The sequence below is a fragment of the Micromonospora sp. NPDC003944 genome (genome assembly GCF_053605225.1).
Window position 1 is genome coordinate 1 of sequence record NZ_JBSGIV010000021.1, and the last position, 20,288, is coordinate 20,288.

The window sequence follows — 20,288 nt, forward strand, 5'->3', positions numbered from 1 at the left end:
TCCAACCCTCTCCCCCAACCCCCCCCCCCTCCCACCGCCCCCCCCCCGGGCCGCGGGGCCGCGCCCCCTTGTTCGTAGCCCGGCCCCGCCCCGCGGCACGCCAGCCGGCCCGGGCCGGCTGGCGTCGCTCACCGCGTCAGCTTCGGGTCCACCGCTGGCTGTTCGTACCGGTGCAACTCGACAGGACCGCGGGGGTGCCGTTCGCGGTTCCGGCCGCGTTGGGCGTGAGGCACAGCCCGGACTGCACGCCGGTGACGGTCCCGTCGGTGTTGACGTTCCACTGCTGGTTGGTGCCTCCGTTGCAGTCCCAGATGATCACCCGGGTGCCCGGCGAGGTTCCGGCGCCCTCGGCGTCCAGGCACTTCGTCCCGTACACCTGGAGCTGTTTCGCGGTCGTCGCCGTCCACTGCTGGTTGGTGCCGCCGTTGCAGTCCCACAACGTCAGCTGGGTGCCGTTGGTCTGCGACCGCGACGGCACGTCCAGGCAGCGGTTGGCTGCGGTGTTGCGCAGCGGACCCGCAGCGCTGCCGGGTGGCGGGGTGGTGGGGCTCGTGCTGTCGAATCCGAGGAACCGGACGGCCTGGGCGGCGTCGAACGGGATCGAGTGGCCGTACCCCTGGAAGCTGATCGCTTCGACGGGCGCCGTGCCGCCGGTTCCCCCGTAGCGGGTACGGGTGGCGCTGGTCTGCGGGGAGTCGGTCAAGCTGGGGGTCTGCGACACGCCCTGCACGTTCGTCCACTGCTTGATCTGCTCGCCGAAGTTGACGTAGCTCAGGGTGGTGTCCGTGGTGCCGTGCCAGATCTGGAACCGGGGACGCTTGCCGGTGTAGCCCGGGTAGGCGTTGCGGACCAGGTCACCCCACTGCTGCGCGGTCCGGACGATGCGTCCGCCCGAGCACTCGCTGTTCCACTCGGCGCCGTTGGTGGTGGCGAAGCACCCGAACGGCACCCCGGAAGAGCTGAACCCGGCGTTGAAGAGGTCCGGGTACAGGCCCACCATGACGTTCGTCATCATGGCGCCGGAGGAGAACCCACCCACGCCGATCCGGTTGGCGTCGACCGGGTAGCGGCTGCGGACGTAGTCGACCATGGACTTCAGGCCGATCGGGTCGCTGCCGCCGTCACGGCGCAGGGCCTGCGGTGACGAGACGTCCCAGCACTTGCTGCTCCGGGTCACCGACGGGTAGATCACGATGAAGCCGTAGCGGTCGGCGAGGGTGCTGAGCCCGAAACCGCTGTGCACCGCCGGACCACTGCCGGTGCAGTAGTGCAGGGCCAGGAGCAGGGCCGGCTGGGCCGCGACCCGGTCCGGGACGTACAGGTGCATCTGCAGGTTGGTGGGGTTGGTGCCGAAGTTGGTCACCTGGGTGAGCGTCGCGGCCGACGCCGGGGCGGCGACCGTGACCACGGCCGTCGTCGTCGCCAGGGCCGTCGCCAGCGCGGCGGCCAGCAGTGCGATCCGTGATCTCATTGGCGGTTCCTCTTGTCCTGAGTCGGGGACCCGGCGGCGGCGCGGCGGCCCCGAGGCGCGCCGTGAACGCCCGGACGCTGATCGCCTCGCATCGACTGTGAGCGATAACATGCCGTTCGTCAAGGCACGGTGAGGATGACGCCCGTCGATGCCGTGTGTCACTTTGAGGGCGGCGCTCGAGCGGTCACCGCTGGCCGCCGCCGGCGTCCGTGGGCGACGTTCCGGACGCGGCGAGGACGACGCGTGACGCATCTTGAGATTGGCGAACCGCAGGTGCCATTGTGGTATGTCGATGAAGAGCCACGCGTGGGGCTGACGTCCGTCCACTGGGCAGCCGGGATCCAGATGCGATCTCCGGGGGACGGTGACGCAAGCGATGGACCGTCCACGAGATCGCCCGTCACCGGGTCGCACCCGGACCGGCCGGGCGGCTCATCAGCGTGAAGGAACCCCGCCCATGCGTAAACCGAAGACCCGAGCAGCGCTCCTGACGGGCCTGCTGCTCGCCGCGGGCGCCCTCGGTGGCGTCAACCCACCGACCGCCAGCGCGGCGGTCGACCCGGTCACGGTGACCGTCAACACCCGCGCGGGTCTGGCGACCGTGCCGGACACCGCGCTCGGCGTCAACCACGCCATCTGGGACTCGAACCTCGGCACCACTGAGACCTCGGACCTGCTCAGAGACGCAGGTGTGCAGATGATGCGCTACCCCGGCGGCTCGTACGCCGACATCTACCACTGGAGGGACCACACCGCGCCCGGCGGTTACGTCGCGCCGGGGACCGACTTCGACACCTTCATGGCGGCGGTTCGGCGCGTCGGCGCGCAGCCGATGATCATCGCGAACTACGGCACCGGCACCCCCGCCGAAGCCGCCGACTGGGTGCGGTACGCCAACGTGACAAAGGGCTACGACGCGCGTTACTGGACCGTCGGCAACGAGAACTACGGCAACGGCCACTACGGGTCCGCGTGGGAGGCGGACGACCACCCGGACAAGAGCGCGACACAGTACGCGAGGCTGGTCGTCGAGTACGCCGACGCGATGAAGGCGGTCGACCCGACCATCAAGGTCGGGGCGGTGCTGACCATGCCGGGCAACTGGCCGGACGGGATCACCGCCGGCAGCGACCCGGGCCCGTGGAACCGGACCGTGCTCTCCATCGCCGGTCCGAAGATCGACTTCGTGGACGTGCACTGGTATCCGGGCGGCACCGCCGCCGAGTCGCTGACCCGCGTCAACCACCTCCCCGACGCCACCTACCTGCTGCGGCAGCAGCTCGCCCGGTACGCCGGCGCGAACGCCGACCGCATCGGTATCAGCTTCACCGAGCTGAACGTCGACGCCGGTCGCAACACCCAACCGGCCGCGCTGTTCCTGGCCGACGTCTACAGCGGACTGCTGGAGAACGGCGTCTTCACCGCCCACTGGTGGAACGTGCACAACGGCATGGGCACCGTGACGCAGGTGGCCGGCCACACCGACTACGGCGACTTCGGCATGCTCTCCAGCGGCGCCTGCACCGAGGACGGCTCTGTCTGCCAACCGCCCCTGAACACGCCGTTCGCGCCGTACCACGGGCTCAGCATGATGAAGCTCTTCGCGAAGACCGGCGACCAGTTCGTCCGCGCCGGCACCGACGAGCCGCTGGTAACCGCCCACGCCGTTCGCCGCAGCAACGGTGACCTCGCCGTGCTGCTGGTGAACAAGGACCCGGACAACGACCACCCGGTCACCATCGACTACGCCGGGTTCACCCCGTCGGCCGTCGCGCCGACGGTCTCCACCCTCACCAACGGGGCTACCGGCATCGCCACCAGCCAGTCCGGCTCGGCGACAAGCCGGACGCTGCCGGCGTACTCGTTGACCACGCTCGTGCTGCGCCCCGCCGCTTCGACGTCCGGGCGGCCGCCGGCGGCACCTGGCCAGCCGACCGCGAGCGGCGTCACCGACCGCGCCGCGACGATCACCTGGCCGGCGGCCACCCCGGGTGGTAGCCCGATCGCCAAGTACGAGGTGCACCGGCAGAACGGTGCGGTCAGCGAGCAGCTCGGCGAGACGACGACCACGTCGTTCACCGTCGACAACCTCGTGCCTGGCCGTAGGTACACGGTCAACGTGTTGGCCCGCGACACCGCCGGGCGGGTCTCCTGGGCCTCACCGCCGCTCACCTTCGCCACCGGCAGCCCCACCGTCAGTACGTGCACCGTCCGTTTCACCACCGACAACGACTGGGGCAACGGCTACATCGGTGGTGTCGAGATCATCAACAACGGGACCAGCCCGATCAACGGCTGGACGCTCACCTGGACCTGGCCGACCGGCTGGCAGCAGGTGAGCAGCGGTTGGAGCGCGACCTGGGAGCAGGTCGGCACCGCAGTGCGGGTCACGCCCACCACCGACAACCGGCAGATCGCCGCCGGCGGCAGCGTGAGCGCGGGATTCGTCGGCGCGTACGGCGGGCCGAACGTGCTGCCCGCGACGTTCACCCTCAACGGCACCATCTGCGGTACCGGCTGACACCACCGTCGCGGTCCGGCTGGACCCCGTTCGTCGGGCCAGCCGGACCGCGACGTCTACCGGTCTGGCGGGCCCACTGGATGTCCGTTCACCGACCACCGGGCCGAAAATCGATCATCGCGGGCGTTATGCTGCGGGACCGGGCAGACGGGGGAGAGGCGGTCGGTCATGACGCAGTCACGGCCCGAGGTTACCCTTCAAACGGACAAGCCGAACGCGGCGAGAATGTTCGACTACTACCTCGGCGGCAAGGACAACTTCGCCGCCGACCGGGCCGCCGCCGAGATGGTGTTGCAGGTGGCGCCGTGGATGCCCGAGGCCGCCCGGCAGGGTCGTGACCTGATCGCCCGGACGGTCCGACACCTCGTGCGAGAGCGGGGCATCCGGCAGATCCTCGACCTCGGGTCCGGGCTCCCCACCCGCGACAACGTCCACGAGATCGCGCACCGCATCGACCCGGGCGTGCGGGTCGTCTACGTCGACAACGATCCGGTGGTCTGCGCGCACGGCCGCGCCCTGCTTGCCGGCTCGCCGTCGGTGTCGGTGGTCCAGGCCGATCTGCGCGACCCCGAGCAGGTGCTCGGCCACCCGGAGATCAGCGCCGCGATCGACGTCGGAAGCCCGGTCGCGGTGCTGATGATGTTCGTGCTGCACCTGGTGCCCGACGAGCAGGACCCGCAGCAGATCGTCGCCACCTACCGCGACGCGCTCGCCCCCGGCAGCTACCTGGCGCTGTCGCACGCCAGCACCGACGTGCACCCCGACCTGATGGCCCGGATCTCCGCGATCTACGCGCGGGCGAACAGCCCCTTCGTGCCGCGCGGCCACGCCGACATCTCCCGTTTCTTCGGCGACTTCGTCCTGGAGTCGCCGGGGCTTGTCAACATGTGGCCGTACGCCGAGCCGCCGGCCACCGACGACCAGCAGGTCGCCCGCACCGGCTACAGCGGCGTCGCCCGCAAGCCGTAGGCCGGCCTGGTCCGCACGGATTTCGCCGCCGAGCGCCGCCCCACCACCAGATCTTGGACAGTTTCCGTTACGCCCTAACGGAAACTGTCCAAGATCTGCACTGCTTCCCGCACGAACACCGCCGCCGTGTTTCGGGTCCGCTCACCAGCCGCGCCGGCGGTTACACTCCGCTGGGCAGGTAACTACTTTCAGGCAATGCTCGCCGGTTCGTGGCGAGCTGAAGAAGCGTTCCACGTCGAGTAACGGTGTGAGCAGTTGTGGGGGAAACACAGAATGGCCGACTTGCCACACCCGCTCGCCACGTTCATCGTCGCCGAGATCCGCCGCGCCCGAGGAGCTTCCGGGATGACCCAGGATTCCTTCGGCCGGGGCGCCGGCTTCAGCGCCTCACACGTCAGCGCCGTGGAGAGCGAGACGCGGGCGCTGACGTTGGACTTCATCAAGGGCGCAGATCGGGCACTCAAGAACGGTGGCCTGTTCGAGCGCATGGTGGGAAAGCTCGGCGCCCCGTCGTGGTTCCTGCCATGGCTGGACGCCGAACGCACGGCGACACAGCTCAGGTGCTTCCAGCCGAGCCTTGTTCCGGGCCTGCTTCAGACGGAGAGCTACGGCCGAGCCGTCATCCGGTGCAACGACACACTGAGCGACGACGAGGTGGAGAAGCGGCTCACCCACCGCATCGACCGGCAGGAGACCCTCACGAAGGCGAACGCCCCGCACTTCGTTGCCGTCATCGCCGAGGCGGTGCTCCGCCGCGCCGGCGCGGACTTCCGCGACATCATGGCGGGGCAGATCAAGCAGTTGACGGCCCTCGCGGAGCGACCGAACATCAGCGTTCACGTGTTGCCGGACGAGGTCAGCATGCACGTCGGTCTGACCGGGCCGTTCAGCCTGGCCCGGCTGCCCGACCACAAGTGGGTGGCTGAGATGGAGAACCAGCTCGGCGGCGTCGTCGTCGACCGCGACGACGATGTGGATACCCTCATGTCGAGGTGGGAGATGGTTCGCAGCGAGGCGTTACCCCGTCGGCAGTCGCTGGATCTGATGAAGGAAGTGGTGACGTCATGGACCTGATCGGCGCTACGTGGCGCAAGTCCACCCGCAGCGGTTCCGGCGGCGGCAACTGCGTCGAGGTCGCCGACAACCGGCCCGGCATCGTCGGCGTGCGGGACTCCAAGGACCCCGACGGGCCGGCGCTGGTCTTCGGGCCGGTGGCCTGGCGGGCGTTCGTCTCCGAGGTGGCCCGGCGGTCGTAGCTCTCAGCACGCGCGGAAGCGCCCGCCCCAGCGCGATGGGACGGGCGCTTCGCTGTGCGGGCCGGTCAGCCCACCACCGACCGCAGCGGCACTCGCGCGTCGCGCAGTGCGCGTACCAGCTCCCTTGAGAACGGGTGCTCGTCCGCCTGGAGTCCCTGCGGGTTCGGAATCACGACGTACACCGAACCGTCCTTCACCGACATCTGGGCGTCGGCGCTGAAGCGTTCGACGACGGCCTGCGTGCGGGGCAGGTCCGCCGCCGCCACCTGGATGGTGATCGGCCGCCACCCGCCACCCAGGTCCGGCGTCACCGGCGCGGCGGCGGCGCTGGCGCGCGCCGCGTCGACGCCGGCCGGGCGCCGGGCGTCCGACGCGGCGGCCGTCGGGTAGAGCAGCGTGTTGGCGACCAGGTGCAGACCATTCTCGTTGTACGCGCGGAAGAGCGGATTGAACGCGAACAGCACCGCCCGGCCGGCGCCGGTCGGCTCGTCGACGACGGCCGCCGTGCCCTTGAGCGTCTCCGCCCCGACGGTGTAACCGTTCGCCCAGAAGGTGTCACCCGTCGGGTAGGTGAGCACGTTCGTCCCGGTGGTGCTCGGGGTGAGGATCGGGTCGCTGTTGTTGAACTCGAAGTCCTCCGCCGGGCGACCCAGCGCCACCGGGCTGTCCCTGTCGACGTCGACGCGCAGGTGCGAGCCGATGACGAGGTAGTCCGCCGGCTTGGTCTTCTCCGTGGTGGAGGTCAGCCCGGCGGCCCGGGCCACCCGGGTGCCCTCGTTGCGCAGCCCGAGGTAGGTGTGGCCCCGGCCGACCCAGTCGCGCAGGTTGGCCTGCCCGGCGGCGGTCAGACCGCCGGTGGCGCTGCTACCGTCCGGCACCAGCAGCACCGTTCGCCCGGTGAACGCCTCGGTGTTGTCGTTGATGTCGGCGGTGGTGACAGGTTTCAGGTCGAGCCCCCACCGCTTGCCGAGCACGTAGCGGGCCTCGCCGTGCGAGCCGGACGTGGTGGAGATGCCGGTGCCCTGGAACAGCCCCACGTCGGGCAGGTCGAGTCGGGTGCCGGTAGGTCGACCGCCCGGGGTGAGGGTGACGCCGAGTCGCTTGGCCAGTTCGTCCACGGTCCGGCTCCACGTGGCGGCCGGGATGGCGACCCTGCTGGTCGTGAGGTCACGGACCAGGGGGGCACCCCGGCCGAGCAGGGTGAAGGTGAACTCCGCGGCGGCGGCGGAGTCCAGTGGGTACGTGTACGACCCCCAGGGCCACGCCGCGCCGGTGCGACCGCCGCTGACCGCGCGGACCAGCTCGGCCCTCGGCCGGACGGTGTCTCCGGTGTAGATGGTGTTGATGCCCATCAGCAGCGGGTTGCTCCAGGAGGACACGTCGTAGAAGTAGGGGAACGGGACGTACGGGTCCTCGCCCATGACGGCCTGGATCCAGTGCTTCTGCGGCTGGTCCATCGGGATCCAGTACGCGCCCCTGGGCACTGTCACGTTCGTGGCGCTGCGACCGCCGAAGACCCGCGCGGTGGGCACCCGGGTGGCCTTCTGCACCTCGTACACCTCGACGTCCATCCGGCGTAGCCGCTCGACGAGTTGGCGGACGTCGGCGAGTTGCCGGTCGGGCAGCAGGAAGTACGAGCGGATGGTGACGTCCGGCACCGGGAACTGGACCTCGTTGGTGGGCTGCACCACCTCGTTCGGTTCCAGGGTGCCCGCTCGGCCCTGGGCGAGCGCGTCGGTCCAGATGTCGAAGTAGCCGTCCAACACCTCGCGCTTGTTCGCGGCGGCCCAGCCGAGCGTCGACCACTGGGTGTGGAACTGCTGCTGGACCCGGTCGGCCACGGCCGACGCGCTGCCCTTCTCGTACGTCATGCCGGCCGCGCCGAAGCCGGTGGTCGGCACCGTGTCGCCGTAGCCCATGAAGAACATGTCGTACGTGTCGTAGTTGAAGTAGCACTCGGTGGTGACGGTGTCGTCGCAGGCTCCGTTGAAGCCGAAGCCGGCCTTGTTGGCCTCGCCGATCCGGTTGATCCAGTCCACCGCCTCACCGGCGATCTCGTGGTGGATCGGGTCGGCGTTGGGTGGGAAGAAGTACTGCCGGCCACCCATCTCGTGCGCGTCGACGAAGACCTGCGGCGGGTAGCGGCGTAGCAGTTCGAGCTTGCCGTCGGTCTCCTGCTGGGTGCGGGCGAACCAGTCCCGGTTCAGGTCGAAGCCGAACTCGTTCTGCCGCCGGGTCGCGTCGCGGCCGTCCGGGTTCTGGGTGGGGACGATGATGGTGATTAGGTTGTCGTTGCGCTTGGCGACCGCGCAGGACAGGCCCGCCGCCAACTCGTACAACGTCTTGAGCGCCGCGTCGGCGCCGCTCTTCTCGCCGCCGTGCACGTTCGCGGTGACCCAGACGATGGCCGGGCTGTCCTTGGCCGTCCGGGCGGCCGTCCGCGCGCTGGTCCGGCGCGGGTCGCGTAGGTCCCGGACGTCGTCGGCGATCTGGCGTAGCGCGGCGGGCCGCACGTGGCGTTCGTTGGACACCACCGCGTACGGCAACGGCTGGCCGAGCACACTCGTGGTCATCACTCCGGTGACGACCCGGTTGGAGGCGCGGTCGACGGCCCCGAGGTAGGCCCGGACCTCGTCGTTGGTGACGACCCGCTCCTGCCCCGTGCCGAGTGGGAAACCGAGCACGCTCTCCGGGGTGGGGACGCTGCTCAACCGGGCGGTCGGGTCGTCGCTGCACCAGGATGGGGGCGCGGCGGTCGCGGCCGGTGTGCCGCCGAGCAGGGGAGCCGTGCCGAGCAGGAGCGCGATCGTGGCGGCGCTCGCCAGCCGCCTGGCGGGGACCATCCGGATCTGACGCATCGATGGGGCCATCAGTCGTTTTTCCCTTCTCGGGAACAACCTCGCAGTGGCCGGAGCCTATGAACCGTCGATACGACGGTCAAGGGGTGATCGACATTCCTGACTACACGGCGTGCCGGTTCCGACGCTGACTGGCAGGATGGTCAGGTGGGCTCGTCGTCGTCTGGGAGGGGGAGACGTGCCGGAGATGATCACGCTCTCGGTCCATCCGGATCGTCCGTCCGCCGATGCTCAGCGTTCGCTGGCGTCCTGGCTGCGCGCTGAGGAGCGGCTGCGGGAGGGGGTGACCTCGACGCCCCCGGGCGGGCCGCCGGCGGACCACCCGGACGTCCTGCGGGTGGCCGCCGGCGACGCGGGCACCACCATGGTGCTGGTGCAGGCGATCGCCGGTTGGCTGACCCACCGCCGCGAGGATGTGACGGTGCGGCTCACCCGGCCCGACGGGTGGTCGGCCGAGGTGGACGTCCACCAGGCCCGGGACATGGGCCAGGTGACCGCGCTCATCGAGGCTGCGGTGCACGCGGTGACACCCCCGCCGAGGTAGGCGGCCCGCCGCCGGCCGAGAGGTCGGCCGGCGACGGGCCAGGTGCAGACGTACGGCTAGAAGGTCGTCAGGCCGAGGCCGATCGTCTTGGTCAGCGTGGCGTTGTCGTCGTCGCCGTCGAGCGACCAGACCATCGCCCCGCCCAGGCCGGCGCGTCGAATGTAGAGCGTCTTCTGCAGCACCACAGCCGGGTCGTCGTACGTCCACAACGTCGTACCGTCGAAGAGCCACGCGTGCCCGGCGCGCAGGTCGCGGTGCACGGTGTAGCCGTTGCCGGCCAGGGTCTTGAGCTTCTTGTAGTCCTCGTTGCCGGCCTCGAAGGTGGCCGGCGCGGGCCCGGTGGCCGGTTGGAACAGGCCGTTGCCGCCACCGGTGATGCCGGTCCAGCCGCGACCGTAGTAGGGGATGCCGAGCACGAGCTTGTCCCGTGGCGCGCCCCGGGCGATCCACCCGTCGATGGCCACCTCGACGGAGAAGTCCGGGTTGTCGGGGGCGCCCGCCGGCACGCGGAGCGCCGACTGCTGGTTGGCCCGGGCGTCCCAGCCGCCGTGGAAGTCGTACCCCTGCACGGTGGCGAAGTCCAGGTACTTGAAGATCTTGCGACCCTCGTAGCCGGCGTCCATGGTGGCCGGGCTGGCCGGCAGGAACGCGGTCAGCGGGTGGTGCGCGCGGGTCGTGCGCCCGTAGGCGTCGAGCTGCCGGCGGAACTCAGCGAGCAGCTTGGTGAAGTTCTCCCGGTCCTCCGGGCGGATCACGTTGCCGGGCTCACCCTCGGAGCCGGGCCACTCCCAGTCGAGGTCGATGCCGTCGAAGACGCCGGCTCCGGCGCCGGGGGTGCTGCCCGGGAGGTTGCCCTTGAGGTAGAGATCGATGCAGGACGTCACGAACGCCTTGCGGGAGGCGTCGGTGCGGGCCGCGTTGGAGAAGTACGTCGACCAGCTCCAGCCGCCAAGCGAGATCAGCACCTCCAGCTTGGGGTGCTTGGCCTTCAGCTTGGCGAGCTGGTTGAAGTTGCCGTTGAGCGCCTGGCCGGGGGCGTCGGCGACACCGTCGACGCTCTCCTCGGCAGGGACGGGGCGTTGGTAGTCGGCCCAGGCGTCGCCCTCGCCCGGCCCGCCGTCCAGGTAGCAGCGGCCGTCCTCGCTGACGTTGCCGAAGGCGTAGTTGAGGTGGGTGAGGCGGCTCGCCGCCCCGGAGGTGTCGAGCTTCTTGACCGGGAAGGCCCGGCCGTAGATGCCCCACTGGGTGAAGTAACCGACCCGGTGGTAGCCGGCCCGGTCCGGTTTGCCGCCCGCGGTCGCGGCGGCCGGCGGGGCGGCGGTGACCAGCAGGGTCGCCAGGACGACGACGGCGGTGAGACGGCGGTGGCGGAATGGTCGCATCGGCACACTCCCACGAGACATCAAGCAGAATTAGTAAAGAGACTTATCTGATTGATGAAGTTAAGCCGGTCACCGTCTGGGGTCAAGAGCCGCCAGCCACATGGGGGATTGTGACGTCGTTACCCGGTGGTAACGATGTTGTGCCATGGACTCCGCCGTGACTCTGATCGGACTACCCGTCGCCCTCGGCATCATCATGCTCGGTCTCGGTCTCGGACTGACCATGGCGGACTTTCGCCGGGTGGCAAACCATCCACGAGCCGCCGTCATCGCACTCGTGTGTCAGGTGCTGGTGCTGCCGGCGCTCTGCTTCTGCCTCGTCCTCGCGTTCGACCTCGCGCCGGAGCTGGCCGTCGGCATGATGCTGCTGGCCGCCTCGCCGGGCGGTACGACGGCCAACCTCTACAGCCACCTGTTCGGCGGGCACGTGGCCCTGAACATCACCCTGACCGCAATCAACTCGGTGCTCGCCGTCTTCACCCTGCCGATCCTGGTCAACCTCTCGGCGGCGTACTTCCTGCCGGAGGGGAGGAGCATCGGCCTGCAGTTCGACAAGGTGCTCCAGGTCTTCGCCATCGTGCTGGTCCCGGTCGCGATCGGCATGCTCATCCGGGCGCGGGTGCCGCACCTGGCCGAACGGCTGAACCGCCCGGTGCGGATCCTCTCGGTCGTCGTGCTCGTCGCCGTGATCGCCGGTGCGGTGCTCGGCGAGCGGGAGAACATCGCCGACTACTTCGTCTCGGTCGGCCTGGCCGTGCTCGCCTTCAACCTGCTCAGCCTCGCCATCGGGTACGGGGTGCCACGCCTCGCCGGCGTCGACCAAAGCGCCGCGACGGCCGCCGGGTTCGAGATCGGCATCCACAACAGCACCCTGGCCATCACGATCGCGCTCAGCCCGGCGTTGCTCGACAGCACCCAGATGGCGATCCCGGGGGCCGTCTACGGCATCGTCATGTTCTTCACCGCGGCGGCCTTCGGTTATCTGGTGACCCGCGTCCGTGCCCGTTCCGCCGCGACGTCGACCCCCTGACCGCAGGTGCCCTGTCGCCGCTGACGGCTACGGTCAGCGGCGACAGGGCGGGTGACGGACGTCAGCCGACCTGGTTGTTGTCCTTCTGCTCGCCCCAGCCGTGCCAGCGGTCGATCTCGATCAGTGCGCTGACCCGGCCGCGCTCCCGGCGGGGGTACGCATTGCCCGTGTAGTGCTTCGACAACCTGTCGATGTCCGCCAGGCCCTCGTCGGCGCGCAGCTCGACGACGTGCCCGACGATGCTGACGTGGGTGTACCAGCCGGCCTCGTCGAGCACGGTGAGCGACACCCGCGGGTCGTTGCGGACGTGCTCCAACCGGCGGCGGCTCTCGTCCATGTTCACCAGGATCCGGCCGTCCTCCCACAGGTACCAGGTGGCGGCGGAGACCGGCTGACCACCGTTGCGAAGCGTGGTCATCACTGCCGGGTTCGGCTTCCGGAGCATGGCGATCGCGGCCTCGGGAAGCGGTGGCTTGGACATGAGATCTCCTCGTCGCGACAACGTTTACCCCTGCACGTTACGCACCTGGCAGCACCGTCGCCCGGGGATGGGCCGGGACACACCCGACTACAGGCACCGGGTGACGGCCGGGGGAGGATGGAGGCATGAGCAACCCTGCACTGCCCGGCCGCGTCGTCGTCACCGGCGCCACCGGCAAGCTCGGCCGCGCCGTCGTCACCCACCTGCGCGCCGTGGGCGTCGACGTGCTGGCGGTGGACCGCGCCGGTGGCCGCGACCCCCGCGACGTGGACGGCGAGTTCCTGCTTGTCGACCTGACCGACTACGGGCAGGTCGTGGAGGCGTTCACCGGAGGCGCCGACGAGCACCCCGGTGGAGTCGACGCGATCGTGCACCTGGCGGCGGTCCCGGCCCCCGGGCTGGTGTCGAACGCGACCACGTTCGCCAACAACTCAGCCGCCACGTACAACGTGTTCGCCGCCGCCCGGGCGGCCGGGATCAAGCGGGTCGTCTGGGCGTCCAGCGAGACGGTGCTCGGGCTGCCGTTCGACACCCCGCCGCCGTACGCGCCGGTCGACGAGGAGTACGCGCCGCGCCCCGAGTCGACGTACTCGCTGAACAAGGCCCTCGAGGAGGAGATGGCCCGGCACTTCTGCCGCTGGGACCCGGAGCTGGTCATGGTGGGCCTGCGCTTCTCCAACGTGATGGACGTCGAGGACTACGCGCCGTTCCCCTCCTTCGACGCCGATCCGAAGCTGCGCCGGTGGAACCTGTGGGGCTACGTCGACGCCCGTGACGGCGCCCAGGCGGTCGAGCGCGCGCTCGCGCACGACCAGCCGGGCGCCGACGTGTTCATCATCGCCAACGCCGACACCGTCATGAGCAGGTCCAGCGCCAGCCTGCTGGCCGAGGAGTACCCGGGCGTCGAGATCCGCAAGGAGCTGGGTGAGCACGAGACGCTGCTCAGCATCGACAAGGCCCGCCGGGTGCTGGGCTACGAGCCGCAGCACTCATGGCGAGACCACGTGGACACCAGCGGTCTCTGACGCTCCGGCCGCGTACGCCTGGGGCATCCGGGAGAAGTCGTCTGCGCCGTGGCCGGCGCTGATCGCCCGCAGTGCTGCCGCGTGGGCCGCCCGTACCGCGCCGACGTCGATCCCGTGCTCCACGGCGGCCTCGACGATGTGGGCCATGCTGGTGGCGGCCGAGGCGATGGCGGACACGTCTGCGGTGTGCTCGTCCGTGACCAGCCGCTGGGCCATGTCGTCGACCATGTCCGGTAGCAGTTCCGCGATGCCTCGGGCGTACGGAGCGAGGGCGGTCGGGCTGATGCGCTCGGCCTGGGCCAGTGCGAAGGCGTGGGCGACACCACTCATCGCCGACCAGAAGATGTCGAGCAGCGCGATGTCGTAGGCGGCGGCCCGGCCGGGCTCTGGTCCGAGCCAGTCGGCGGACCCGCCGATGTGAGCCAGGGACGGGCGGTGTCTCTGCCAGACGTCCTCGGGGCCGCTGTAGAGCACGAGCGCGTCAGGTCCGCCGATGGTGGGGGCGGGGGTCATGATCGCTCCGTCGAGGTAGTCGACACCGTGCGAGCCCGCCCACTCGCTGATGTTCCGAGCACGACGTGGCGTGTCGGCCGAGAGGTTCACCAGGGTGCGACCCTTCAACGCGACGGCGGCCGGTTCGACGATCTCGCGGACTGCCGCGTTGTCGATGACGCAGGTGAGCGTCAGCGGGCTGGCTCGGACCGCCTCGTCCACGGTGGTAGCCCGCCGTGCACCGCGAGCCACGAGTGGGGCGGCCCGTGCCGCCGTCCGGTTCCAGACGGTGGTGGAGTGCCCGGCGGCAAGCATCGCGCCGGCAAGCGCCTGACCCATCGGCCCGAGCCCGAGAACGGTGACCGGGGGACGGACGTGATCGGACATGGGGCGCTCCTCGGGAAGACGGGATGTACCGGCCGGAACAGTTGTTCGAACGGTGATCCCATCCTCGGGGCATCCTGCGGGAGGCAGCAAGTACCTACTATTTCCTCAGTTACCTACCTTTTGGTGAGCGGAGGAGCATGAAGAAGCGCACCTACTCGTGTGGTCTCGACGCGGCGGTGGACATGGTGGGTGGTAAGTGGAAGGCACTGATCCTGTGGGAACTGCACCAGGGCCCTCGCCGCTTCGCCGAGGTGCGGCGAGGGATCACCGGGATCAGCGAGAAGATGCTGATCGAGCAGCTACGTGACATGGAGGCGTACGGACTGGTGCACCGGGAGGTCTACCACCAGGTCCCGCCGAAGGTCGAATACTCGCTCACCGGCTTCGGTCAGTCTCTGAACGACGCCCTGATCCCGCTCGGCGACTGGGGTGAGCGGCACCTGGCGACGATCGAGGCGATCCCCCGAGACTGACGACGCCTCGGGAGGTCAGCGCGCCGCCTGGTAGGCGCGGCCGACGGCGGTCGCCTCGCTGCCGGTGCGGAACAGCCCGGTCTGGTCCTTGTCGGTGGCGGGCAGGCCGAACCACGCGTACCGCTGTAGCCAGGACAGCCCACCCAGCATCTTCGTCGCCGCCGTGAGGAACGCGGCCTGCTGTGCCTGGGTGGGGAAGCGGACGCCGTTGGAGAAGTCGATCAGGGCGAACTCGGTGAGCCAGACCGGCAGGTCGTAGCGGTCGTGCACGGCCTGCAGGTACGACTTGAGCTGGTTGACAGCGTTGGCGGTGGTGAAGTCGCCGCCGTACCAGTGCAGGGCGATGAAGTCGACGCGGTAGCCGCGCTGCTTCGCCCCGGCCATGAAACGGTCGAGCCACTCGCCCGGGCGGTCGCCGCCCCAGGCCACCGCCGGGCTGCCCAGCGGCAGGCCGGTGGCCTGCAACTGCGGCCACAGCTCCAGCGCCTGCTCGACGGTCATCTCGGCCTGACCCTTCAGGTCCGGCTCGTTGAAGCCGAGCAGGTAACGGCCGTTCTGCTTGGCCTGTTGCAGGTTGCTCGCGGTGACGCTCTTCGCCCCCCAGATCATCGGAACGAACTCGGTGCCCGGCGGGCTGGTGACACCCTGGTGCTTCACGTCCCAGGTGTAGTACCAACTCGCCCCGGAGTTGGCGAGCGCCTGGTTGACGCCGTCGAAGGTCCACACCCCGACGCCCTTGCGCTTCGAGGTCACCGCCGGGGCCGCCGGGGCGACCGGACGCCGCGTCGTCGGCTTCGCCGCCGGCGTCGCCGAGGAGGGCGCCGCCGTCGGGCTCGCCGTGGCGCCGGGCGTGGTCGCGGTGGGTGTGCCAGCCTCCGGGCCGGTGGACGGCGGTGCGTCGAGCGCCTGAGTCGCCGCCGGGGCGGGCGTCGGCCCGGTCGGCTGCATCACGACGATCACACCACTGACCAGTACGGCGACCACGGCGGCCACCAGGAGCGGCCACAGCAGCCGCCGCGCGCCGGTCGGGAGGCGGCCGAGCACCCCGCGTGGGGGCTCCGCGTGGACGCCCCGGTTTCCCCTTGCGGCGTCCGCTCCACCCTGGTCGGTTGCGCGCATCGTCTCGACTCCCTCGTGTGTGGTCGCAGCACTATTCCATGCCGCGGTGGCGGGGGAACCCGCCAACTCCTCACCTCAGGAGACTCGCCGGCCGTACCCGGATAACAGTTTCGTTGTCGGCGTCGGCGCCGCTCGTCACCGACGCAGGGTCCTCGACGGTGACTCCCCGAACCGGCTCCGATACTCGGTCGCGAACCGGCCGAGGTGCACGAAGCCGTGCTGGAGCGCGACAGTGGTCACGGATGTGCCCGGCTCGGCGGAGCGGAGCGTCCGGTGGGCCGCGTCGAGGCGGCAGGCGCGCAGGTACGCGGTCGGGGTGGTCCGCAGCTCGCGGCGGAAGCAGTCCTGCAAGCTGCGGACGCTCACCCGCAGCGCCTCGGCGATGTCGCCGACCGTCAGCGCCTCGTTGTGGTGGTCGGCGATGAGGGCACAGGCCCGCCGGACGAGACGCCCCGGGTTGGGGTGGCGGGCCGGTTCGGCGAGCAGGTCGGAGTGGCTGTGCCGGTGGGCGAGCAACAGTTGGCCGATCAGCCCCTCCGCGAAGCGGGCGGCGACCTGCGGATTGTCGAACAGCGACGCGTCCGCCGGCCGCGACAGCTCGTCGGCGAGGAACGTCACCCCGCGCGCCCACGCCTGCGCGGTCGGCGTGGTCATCACCATGCCGGCGTCGAGGCGGACCGGTTCGTCCACCGGGCGGCCCAGGAGACGGGCGAGTTCCCGGTCGACGGCTCGCCGGTCGGCGTAGAAGATCCGGTGTGGTGATCCCGCGGACCACCGCATGTCCGAGGAGTCGTACGGGGACAGCACCGACGCGACGTCGGGGGTCGAGGTCACGGTCTGACCGGCGTGCCGGACCAGCGTGCTGCCGGCGGAGGGGATCTGGACGAGGTAGAAGGTCTCCAGCGCGGGCGGTTGAATGCGCACCGCCTGCCCGTAGTCGAGGTCGATGACGCCCACTGCGCCGGCTCGGCGGGCCGCCATCCGCAGGTGGACGTTGCGGACGCCCGCTTCGGGGGTGAGGCGGTGCGGACAGAAGACCCGGCCCACCTCGGCGCGAGCCCGGTCGACGTCGTCCGTGCGGACCGTCACCGCGTCCATCCGACACCTCCGGGGGTCCCGATGCGCCGACCCTAAGGCGTGACCAGGCCGACACGGACCGGAGTGCCGTCGACCCGACAGCAGGACGGGCGTCGCCGCGTACGGCGGATATCGGCTGCGCGGCGCGGATAGCGACCTCCCGGGGTTGCTCGTTAGCGTGCGACCACCCGCTGGCGTGGTGTTCGGCGGCGGTTCACCCGGTGGAGGAGACCATGAGGATTGCCGTCGTCGGCGCTGGGTTCGCCGGCCTGAGCGCAGCGAAGGTGCTGCGGCAGAGTGGGTTCGACGTCACCGTCTTCGAGAAGGCGCCAGACGTCGGTGGGGTGTGGAGTCGTACCCGGCGCTACCCCGGCCTGCACACCCAGAACAACAAGGGCACCTACCACCTCTCCGACCTGCCGATGCCGGCCGACTACCCGCAGTGGCCGTCCGGTGAGCAGGTCCAGCGGTACCTGGAGAGCTACGTGGAGACGTTCGGGCTGGCCGGCTCGCTGCGCCTGTCCACCGAGGTCGCCTCGGCCGAACTCGTCAACGACGAGACCGGGTGGCTGGTCAGCTCGCGGCCGGCGGGCGCCCAGGACCCGCTGACGGTGCAACGGTACGACCACCTGGTCGTCGCCAACGGCATCTTCTGCGACCCGCTCGTCCCGTCCTTCGCCGGGTCCGAGAGTTTCGCCGCTGCCGGGGGGCGCGTCCTGGCGACGGGGGAGTTCCACGACATCGAGGCGGCCCGGGGCAAGAACGTCCTGGTGGTGGGGTACGGCAAGTCGTCCTGCGACGTGGCGGTCCCGGTGAGCGAGGTCGCCGCCCGCACCCACGTGGTGGCGCGCGACCTGCTCTGGAAGATGCCCCGCAAGCTCGGTGGCGTGCTCAACTACAAGTACCTGCTGCTCACCCGGATGGGTGAGGCGCTCTTCCGCTACCTGCACCTGAGGGGCTTCGAGCGGTTCCTGCACGGCCCTGGCAACGGTCTGCGCCAGCGCATGGTCGACAGCGTCGGCGCGGTCGCGACCCGCCAGTTCAAGCTGCGCGAGCTGGGCCTCGTGCCCAATGGCAGCTTCGAGGACATCGCCCGCAGCACCGTCAGCCTCGCCACCGAGGGCTTCTTCGAGCGCATCACCGACGGCCGCATCACCGTGCACCGGGATCAGGTGATCACCGAGTTGCTCGTCGACGACGGTGGCCGGCCGGCCGCGCGCCTGGCCGACGGCACGGTGGTCCCCGCCGACCTGGTGATCTGTGGCACCGGCTTCCGCCAGCACGTGCCGTTCCTCGACGAGGCGGTGCAGGCCCGGCTCCAGGACGAGGCCGGCAACTTCATGCTCTACCGGCAGATCCTGCCGATCGGCGTGCCGCACTTGACCTTCGCGGGCTACAACTCGTCGTTCTTCAGCCCGCTCAGCGCGGAGATGGCAGCGGTCTGGACGGCCGCGTACCTGCGCGGTGGGATCACCCTGCCGACCGAGGTCCGGATGCGCGACGAGGTGCGCGCCCGGCTGTTCTGGATGACGACCCGCACCAACGGACGGCACGCTCGCGGCACGAACATCATCCCGTTCTCGATGCACAACGTCGACGAGGTCCTCGACGAGGTGGGACTCAACGTCGGCCCGCTGACCCGGGCCCGGCAGTGGCTGTTCCCCGTCGACCCGGGCTCGTACCGCAGGGTGACGGCACAGATGATCCGACGTACCGCCGACCCGGTATCCGCCATCGGCGACGGAGGCCCGCTAAAGATGGATAAAGTACGCAGATAGCGGATCAGGTGGACCGGCAGGCGAGGGAGGCTCGGGGACGATGGCAGGCCATCAGGGTCACCAGCATGGGGTGACCATGCCGGCGGCCCTTGCCGGCTGAGCTGTCTCGACGCCCGTGCTGAGGCGCGCCGAGTTCTTCCGTGGTCTCGGGGACAGTAAGAGCCCGAACTCGGCGACAGTCCTGGAACTGCTGTTCGACATCGTCTACGTCTTCGCGCTTGCCCGCCTCGCCGGGCGGGTCGCGGACGACCTGACCATCGTCCGGCACACACTGCTGTCCGAGGCGGGCCAGACCGTCCTGTTCTTCACGGCGATGTGGATGATCTGGTCGCTCAACGCCCTGCTGGCGAGCACCTACGACCCCCGACGCCCCGACCTGCAGGCCGTCCTGCTGGCGACGATGTTCGGCACCCTGGTGCTGGCGGTCAGTCTGCCGCAGGCGTTCGGGCAACGTGGCGTGATCTTCGCCTGCACCTACGTGGTCATCCAGGTCGGCCGACCGCTCTTCCTGGCGTTCGCCCTGCGGGGCCACGTGGTGCACACGTTCTCGCTCCGCGTGCTGACCTGGCACGTGGCGTCCGGCGTGCTCTGGATCAGTGGCGGCATCAGTGGCGGTCTCGGTCGGGGCATCTTCTGGACCATCGCGCTCGCCATCGAGATGATCGGCGCCGCCACCACCTACCCGCTGCCCCGGATGGGCGGGCCGCAACTCACCTCCCTGGGAGTCAGCGTCTCGCAGGCGCACCTCGCCGAGCGGTACAACCAGTTCTTCATGATCGCTCTCGCCGAGGTGGTGCTCGAAGCAGGCGCCGCGGTCAGCTTCCCGGGCTTCTCCACCGAGGGAACGATCACCCTCGTCGCCTCGTTCGTGGCGGTCGTCTCGTTCTGGCGGATCTACTTCTACCACGTCAGGTCCGGTCACGCCGCGACCCCGAGCGGGGAGGGGATCCAACTGTCGCGGTGGGCGAGCTACAGCCTGTTGTTGATCGTCGGCGGCATCATCTGCACCGCCGTGGGTTTCGGACAGATCATCGAGGACCCCGACCCGCCGATCGACTGGGCGCTGGTGGCCATCGTCTTCGGTGGCCCGGTGCTGTTCCTGATCGGGCGGAGCTTCCTGGAGAAGGAGAGCCGGGTCGCGCCGCGGTGTCGGGCGCTGTACTTCGGCGCGGTGGCACTTGTCGTGGCGGCCCCGCCGATGGTGCTGCTCCCGCCCGTCGCGGTGGCGGCATCCGCGGCGGTGATCCTGGCCGGCATCACCGTGTTCGACCAGCGGGCACACAAGCGTGGGTCGGAAACCAACCCGACGCTGTGACACCCCGTTGCGGGCCGGCGCCCACCCCGCGTATGGTCGTCGGGCACGCCGTCGAGTGGGAAGGAGGTCAGAACAATGTCCGATGTTCTGCGCCCCCTCCGCGCTCCGGC

At 70.1% G+C, this 20,288-nt stretch carries 17 protein-coding genes; 10 read left to right on the plus strand and 7 right to left on the minus strand.

Annotated elements, in window-relative coordinates; translation table 11 throughout:
* Positions 1–136: 136 nt before the first annotated feature.
* The gene (locus tag ACWER9_RS13050) at positions 137–1,471 is read right to left on the minus strand and encodes an extracellular catalytic domain type 1 short-chain-length polyhydroxyalkanoate depolymerase (RefSeq protein ID WP_452302029.1); all 1,335 of its coding nucleotides are present in this window, start codon (positions 1,469–1,471) and stop codon (positions 137–139) included.
* Between the two features lie 457 nt (positions 1,472–1,928).
* On the opposite strand from ACWER9_RS13050, the gene ACWER9_RS13055 reads away from it, so the two are divergent.
* The 4 genes from ACWER9_RS13055 (at position 1,929) to ACWER9_RS13070 (ending at position 6,217) form a co-directional block, all read left to right on the plus strand.
* On the plus strand, positions 1,929–3,992 hold the full coding sequence (locus tag ACWER9_RS13055) for a cellulose binding domain-containing protein (protein WP_452302030.1): 2,064 nt from the start codon (positions 1,929–1,931) through the stop codon (positions 3,990–3,992).
* 168 nt (positions 3,993–4,160) lie between these two features.
* Complete coding sequence (locus ACWER9_RS13060) at positions 4,161–4,961, plus strand: SAM-dependent methyltransferase (protein ID WP_452302031.1); 801 nt, start codon at positions 4,161–4,163, stop codon at positions 4,959–4,961.
* A 273-nt stretch (positions 4,962–5,234) separates the two neighbouring features.
* Positions 5,235–6,035: a helix-turn-helix domain-containing protein gene (locus ACWER9_RS13065; protein ID WP_452302032.1), complete on the plus strand. Its 801-nt coding sequence runs from the start codon at positions 5,235–5,237 to the stop codon at positions 6,033–6,035.
* On the plus strand, positions 6,026–6,217 hold the full coding sequence (locus tag ACWER9_RS13070; protein WP_452302033.1) for a DUF397 domain-containing protein: 192 nt from the start codon (positions 6,026–6,028) through the stop codon (positions 6,215–6,217). The genes ACWER9_RS13065 and ACWER9_RS13070 overlap by 10 nt, the downstream gene beginning before the upstream one ends.
* A 65-nt stretch (positions 6,218–6,282) precedes the next feature.
* Here ACWER9_RS13070 and ACWER9_RS13075 read toward each other — a convergent pair whose 3' ends face one another.
* Positions 6,283–9,087: a M14 family zinc carboxypeptidase gene (locus tag ACWER9_RS13075; RefSeq protein WP_452302034.1), complete on the minus strand. Its 2,805-nt coding sequence runs from the start codon at positions 9,085–9,087 to the stop codon at positions 6,283–6,285.
* A 175-nt stretch (positions 9,088–9,262) separates the two neighbouring features.
* Here ACWER9_RS13075 and ACWER9_RS13080 point away from each other — a divergent pair, with 175 nt between their 5' ends.
* Positions 9,263–9,619, plus strand: coding sequence for an effector-associated constant component EACC1 (locus tag ACWER9_RS13080; RefSeq protein ID WP_452302035.1), 357 nt, complete (start codon positions 9,263–9,265; stop codon positions 9,617–9,619).
* Between the two features lie 56 nt (positions 9,620–9,675).
* Here the strand turns inward: ACWER9_RS13080 and ACWER9_RS13085 are convergent, their stop codons facing one another.
* The gene (locus tag ACWER9_RS13085; RefSeq protein WP_452302036.1) at positions 9,676–11,001 is read right to left on the minus strand and encodes a glycoside hydrolase family 18 protein; all 1,326 of its coding nucleotides are present in this window, start codon (positions 10,999–11,001) and stop codon (positions 9,676–9,678) included.
* A 145-nt stretch (positions 11,002–11,146) separates the two neighbouring features.
* On the opposite strand from ACWER9_RS13085, the gene ACWER9_RS13090 reads away from it, so the two are divergent.
* On the plus strand, positions 11,147–12,031 hold the full coding sequence (locus ACWER9_RS13090) for a bile acid:sodium symporter family protein (RefSeq protein ID WP_452302037.1): 885 nt from the start codon (positions 11,147–11,149) through the stop codon (positions 12,029–12,031).
* 61 nt (positions 12,032–12,092) lie between these two features.
* Here the strand turns inward: ACWER9_RS13090 and ACWER9_RS13095 are convergent, their stop codons facing one another.
* A complete protein-coding gene (locus ACWER9_RS13095; protein ID WP_452302038.1) occupies positions 12,093–12,512 on the minus strand; it encodes a PPOX class F420-dependent oxidoreductase in 420 nt (139 codons plus the stop codon).
* 125 nt (positions 12,513–12,637) lie between these two features.
* On the opposite strand from ACWER9_RS13095, the gene ACWER9_RS13100 reads away from it, so the two are divergent.
* Complete coding sequence (locus ACWER9_RS13100) at positions 12,638–13,537, plus strand: NAD-dependent epimerase/dehydratase family protein (protein ID WP_452302039.1); 900 nt, start codon at positions 12,638–12,640, stop codon at positions 13,535–13,537.
* On the opposite strand, the gene ACWER9_RS13105 is transcribed toward ACWER9_RS13100, so the two are convergent.
* A complete protein-coding gene (locus ACWER9_RS13105) occupies positions 13,502–14,416 on the minus strand; it encodes an NAD(P)-dependent oxidoreductase (RefSeq protein WP_452302040.1) in 915 nt (304 codons plus the stop codon). The two genes, ACWER9_RS13100 and ACWER9_RS13105, sit on opposite strands and share 36 nt — an antisense overlap.
* A 137-nt stretch (positions 14,417–14,553) precedes the next feature.
* Here ACWER9_RS13105 and ACWER9_RS13110 point away from each other — a divergent pair, with 137 nt between their 5' ends.
* Positions 14,554–14,889, plus strand: coding sequence for a winged helix-turn-helix transcriptional regulator (locus tag ACWER9_RS13110; protein ID WP_452302041.1), 336 nt, complete (start codon positions 14,554–14,556; stop codon positions 14,887–14,889).
* Positions 14,890–14,904: 15 nt separating this feature from the next.
* On the opposite strand, the gene ACWER9_RS13115 is transcribed toward ACWER9_RS13110, so the two are convergent.
* A complete protein-coding gene (locus tag ACWER9_RS13115; RefSeq protein ID WP_452302042.1) occupies positions 14,905–16,008 on the minus strand; it encodes a glycoside hydrolase family protein in 1,104 nt (367 codons plus the stop codon).
* 135 nt (positions 16,009–16,143) lie between these two features.
* Positions 16,144–17,106 (minus strand): AraC family transcriptional regulator, encoded by a 963-nt coding sequence (locus ACWER9_RS13120; RefSeq protein ID WP_452302043.1) that lies wholly within the window; start codon positions 17,104–17,106, stop codon positions 16,144–16,146.
* Positions 17,107–17,318: 212 nt separating this feature from the next.
* On the opposite strand from ACWER9_RS13120, the gene ACWER9_RS13125 reads away from it, so the two are divergent.
* On the plus strand, positions 17,319–18,863 hold the full coding sequence (locus tag ACWER9_RS13125; protein WP_452302044.1) for a flavin-containing monooxygenase: 1,545 nt from the start codon (positions 17,319–17,321) through the stop codon (positions 18,861–18,863).
* A gap of 115 nt (positions 18,864–18,978) precedes the next feature.
* Positions 18,979–20,178, plus strand: coding sequence for a low temperature requirement protein A (locus tag ACWER9_RS13130; RefSeq protein WP_452302045.1), 1,200 nt, complete (start codon positions 18,979–18,981; stop codon positions 20,176–20,178).
* Positions 20,179–20,288 lie beyond the last annotated feature (110 nt).

What these genes read in the sequence shown, in the direction of transcription:
- ACWER9_RS13050 (WP_452302029.1), bottom strand. Translation starts at nt 1,471, where the DNA reads ATGAGATCACGGATCGCACTGCTGGCCGCCGCGCTGGCGACGGCCCTG.
- ACWER9_RS13055 (WP_452302030.1), top strand. Translation starts at nt 1,929, where the DNA reads ATGCGTAAACCGAAGACCCGAGCAGCGCTCCTGACGGGCCTGCTGCTC.
- ACWER9_RS13060 (WP_452302031.1), top strand. Translation starts at nt 4,161, where the DNA reads ATGACGCAGTCACGGCCCGAGGTTACCCTTCAAACGGACAAGCCGAAC.
- ACWER9_RS13065 (WP_452302032.1), top strand. Translation starts at nt 5,235, where the DNA reads ATGGCCGACTTGCCACACCCGCTCGCCACGTTCATCGTCGCCGAGATC.
- ACWER9_RS13070 (WP_452302033.1), top strand. Translation starts at nt 6,026, where the DNA reads ATGGACCTGATCGGCGCTACGTGGCGCAAGTCCACCCGCAGCGGTTCC.
- ACWER9_RS13075 (WP_452302034.1), bottom strand. Translation starts at nt 9,087, where the DNA reads ATGGCCCCATCGATGCGTCAGATCCGGATGGTCCCCGCCAGGCGGCTG.
- ACWER9_RS13080 (WP_452302035.1), top strand. Translation starts at nt 9,263, where the DNA reads ATGATCACGCTCTCGGTCCATCCGGATCGTCCGTCCGCCGATGCTCAG.
- ACWER9_RS13085 (WP_452302036.1), bottom strand. Translation starts at nt 11,001, where the DNA reads ATGCGACCATTCCGCCACCGCCGTCTCACCGCCGTCGTCGTCCTGGCG.
- ACWER9_RS13090 (WP_452302037.1), top strand. Translation starts at nt 11,147, where the DNA reads ATGGACTCCGCCGTGACTCTGATCGGACTACCCGTCGCCCTCGGCATC.
- ACWER9_RS13095 (WP_452302038.1), bottom strand. Translation starts at nt 12,512, where the DNA reads ATGTCCAAGCCACCGCTTCCCGAGGCCGCGATCGCCATGCTCCGGAAG.
- ACWER9_RS13100 (WP_452302039.1), top strand. Translation starts at nt 12,638, where the DNA reads ATGAGCAACCCTGCACTGCCCGGCCGCGTCGTCGTCACCGGCGCCACC.
- ACWER9_RS13105 (WP_452302040.1), bottom strand. Translation starts at nt 14,416, where the DNA reads ATGTCCGATCACGTCCGTCCCCCGGTCACCGTTCTCGGGCTCGGGCCG.
- ACWER9_RS13110 (WP_452302041.1), top strand. Translation starts at nt 14,554, where the DNA reads ATGAAGAAGCGCACCTACTCGTGTGGTCTCGACGCGGCGGTGGACATG.
- ACWER9_RS13115 (WP_452302042.1), bottom strand. Translation starts at nt 16,008, where the DNA reads ATGCGCGCAACCGACCAGGGTGGAGCGGACGCCGCAAGGGGAAACCGG.
- ACWER9_RS13120 (WP_452302043.1), bottom strand. Translation starts at nt 17,106, where the DNA reads ATGGACGCGGTGACGGTCCGCACGGACGACGTCGACCGGGCTCGCGCC.
- ACWER9_RS13125 (WP_452302044.1), top strand. Translation starts at nt 17,319, where the DNA reads ATGAGGATTGCCGTCGTCGGCGCTGGGTTCGCCGGCCTGAGCGCAGCG.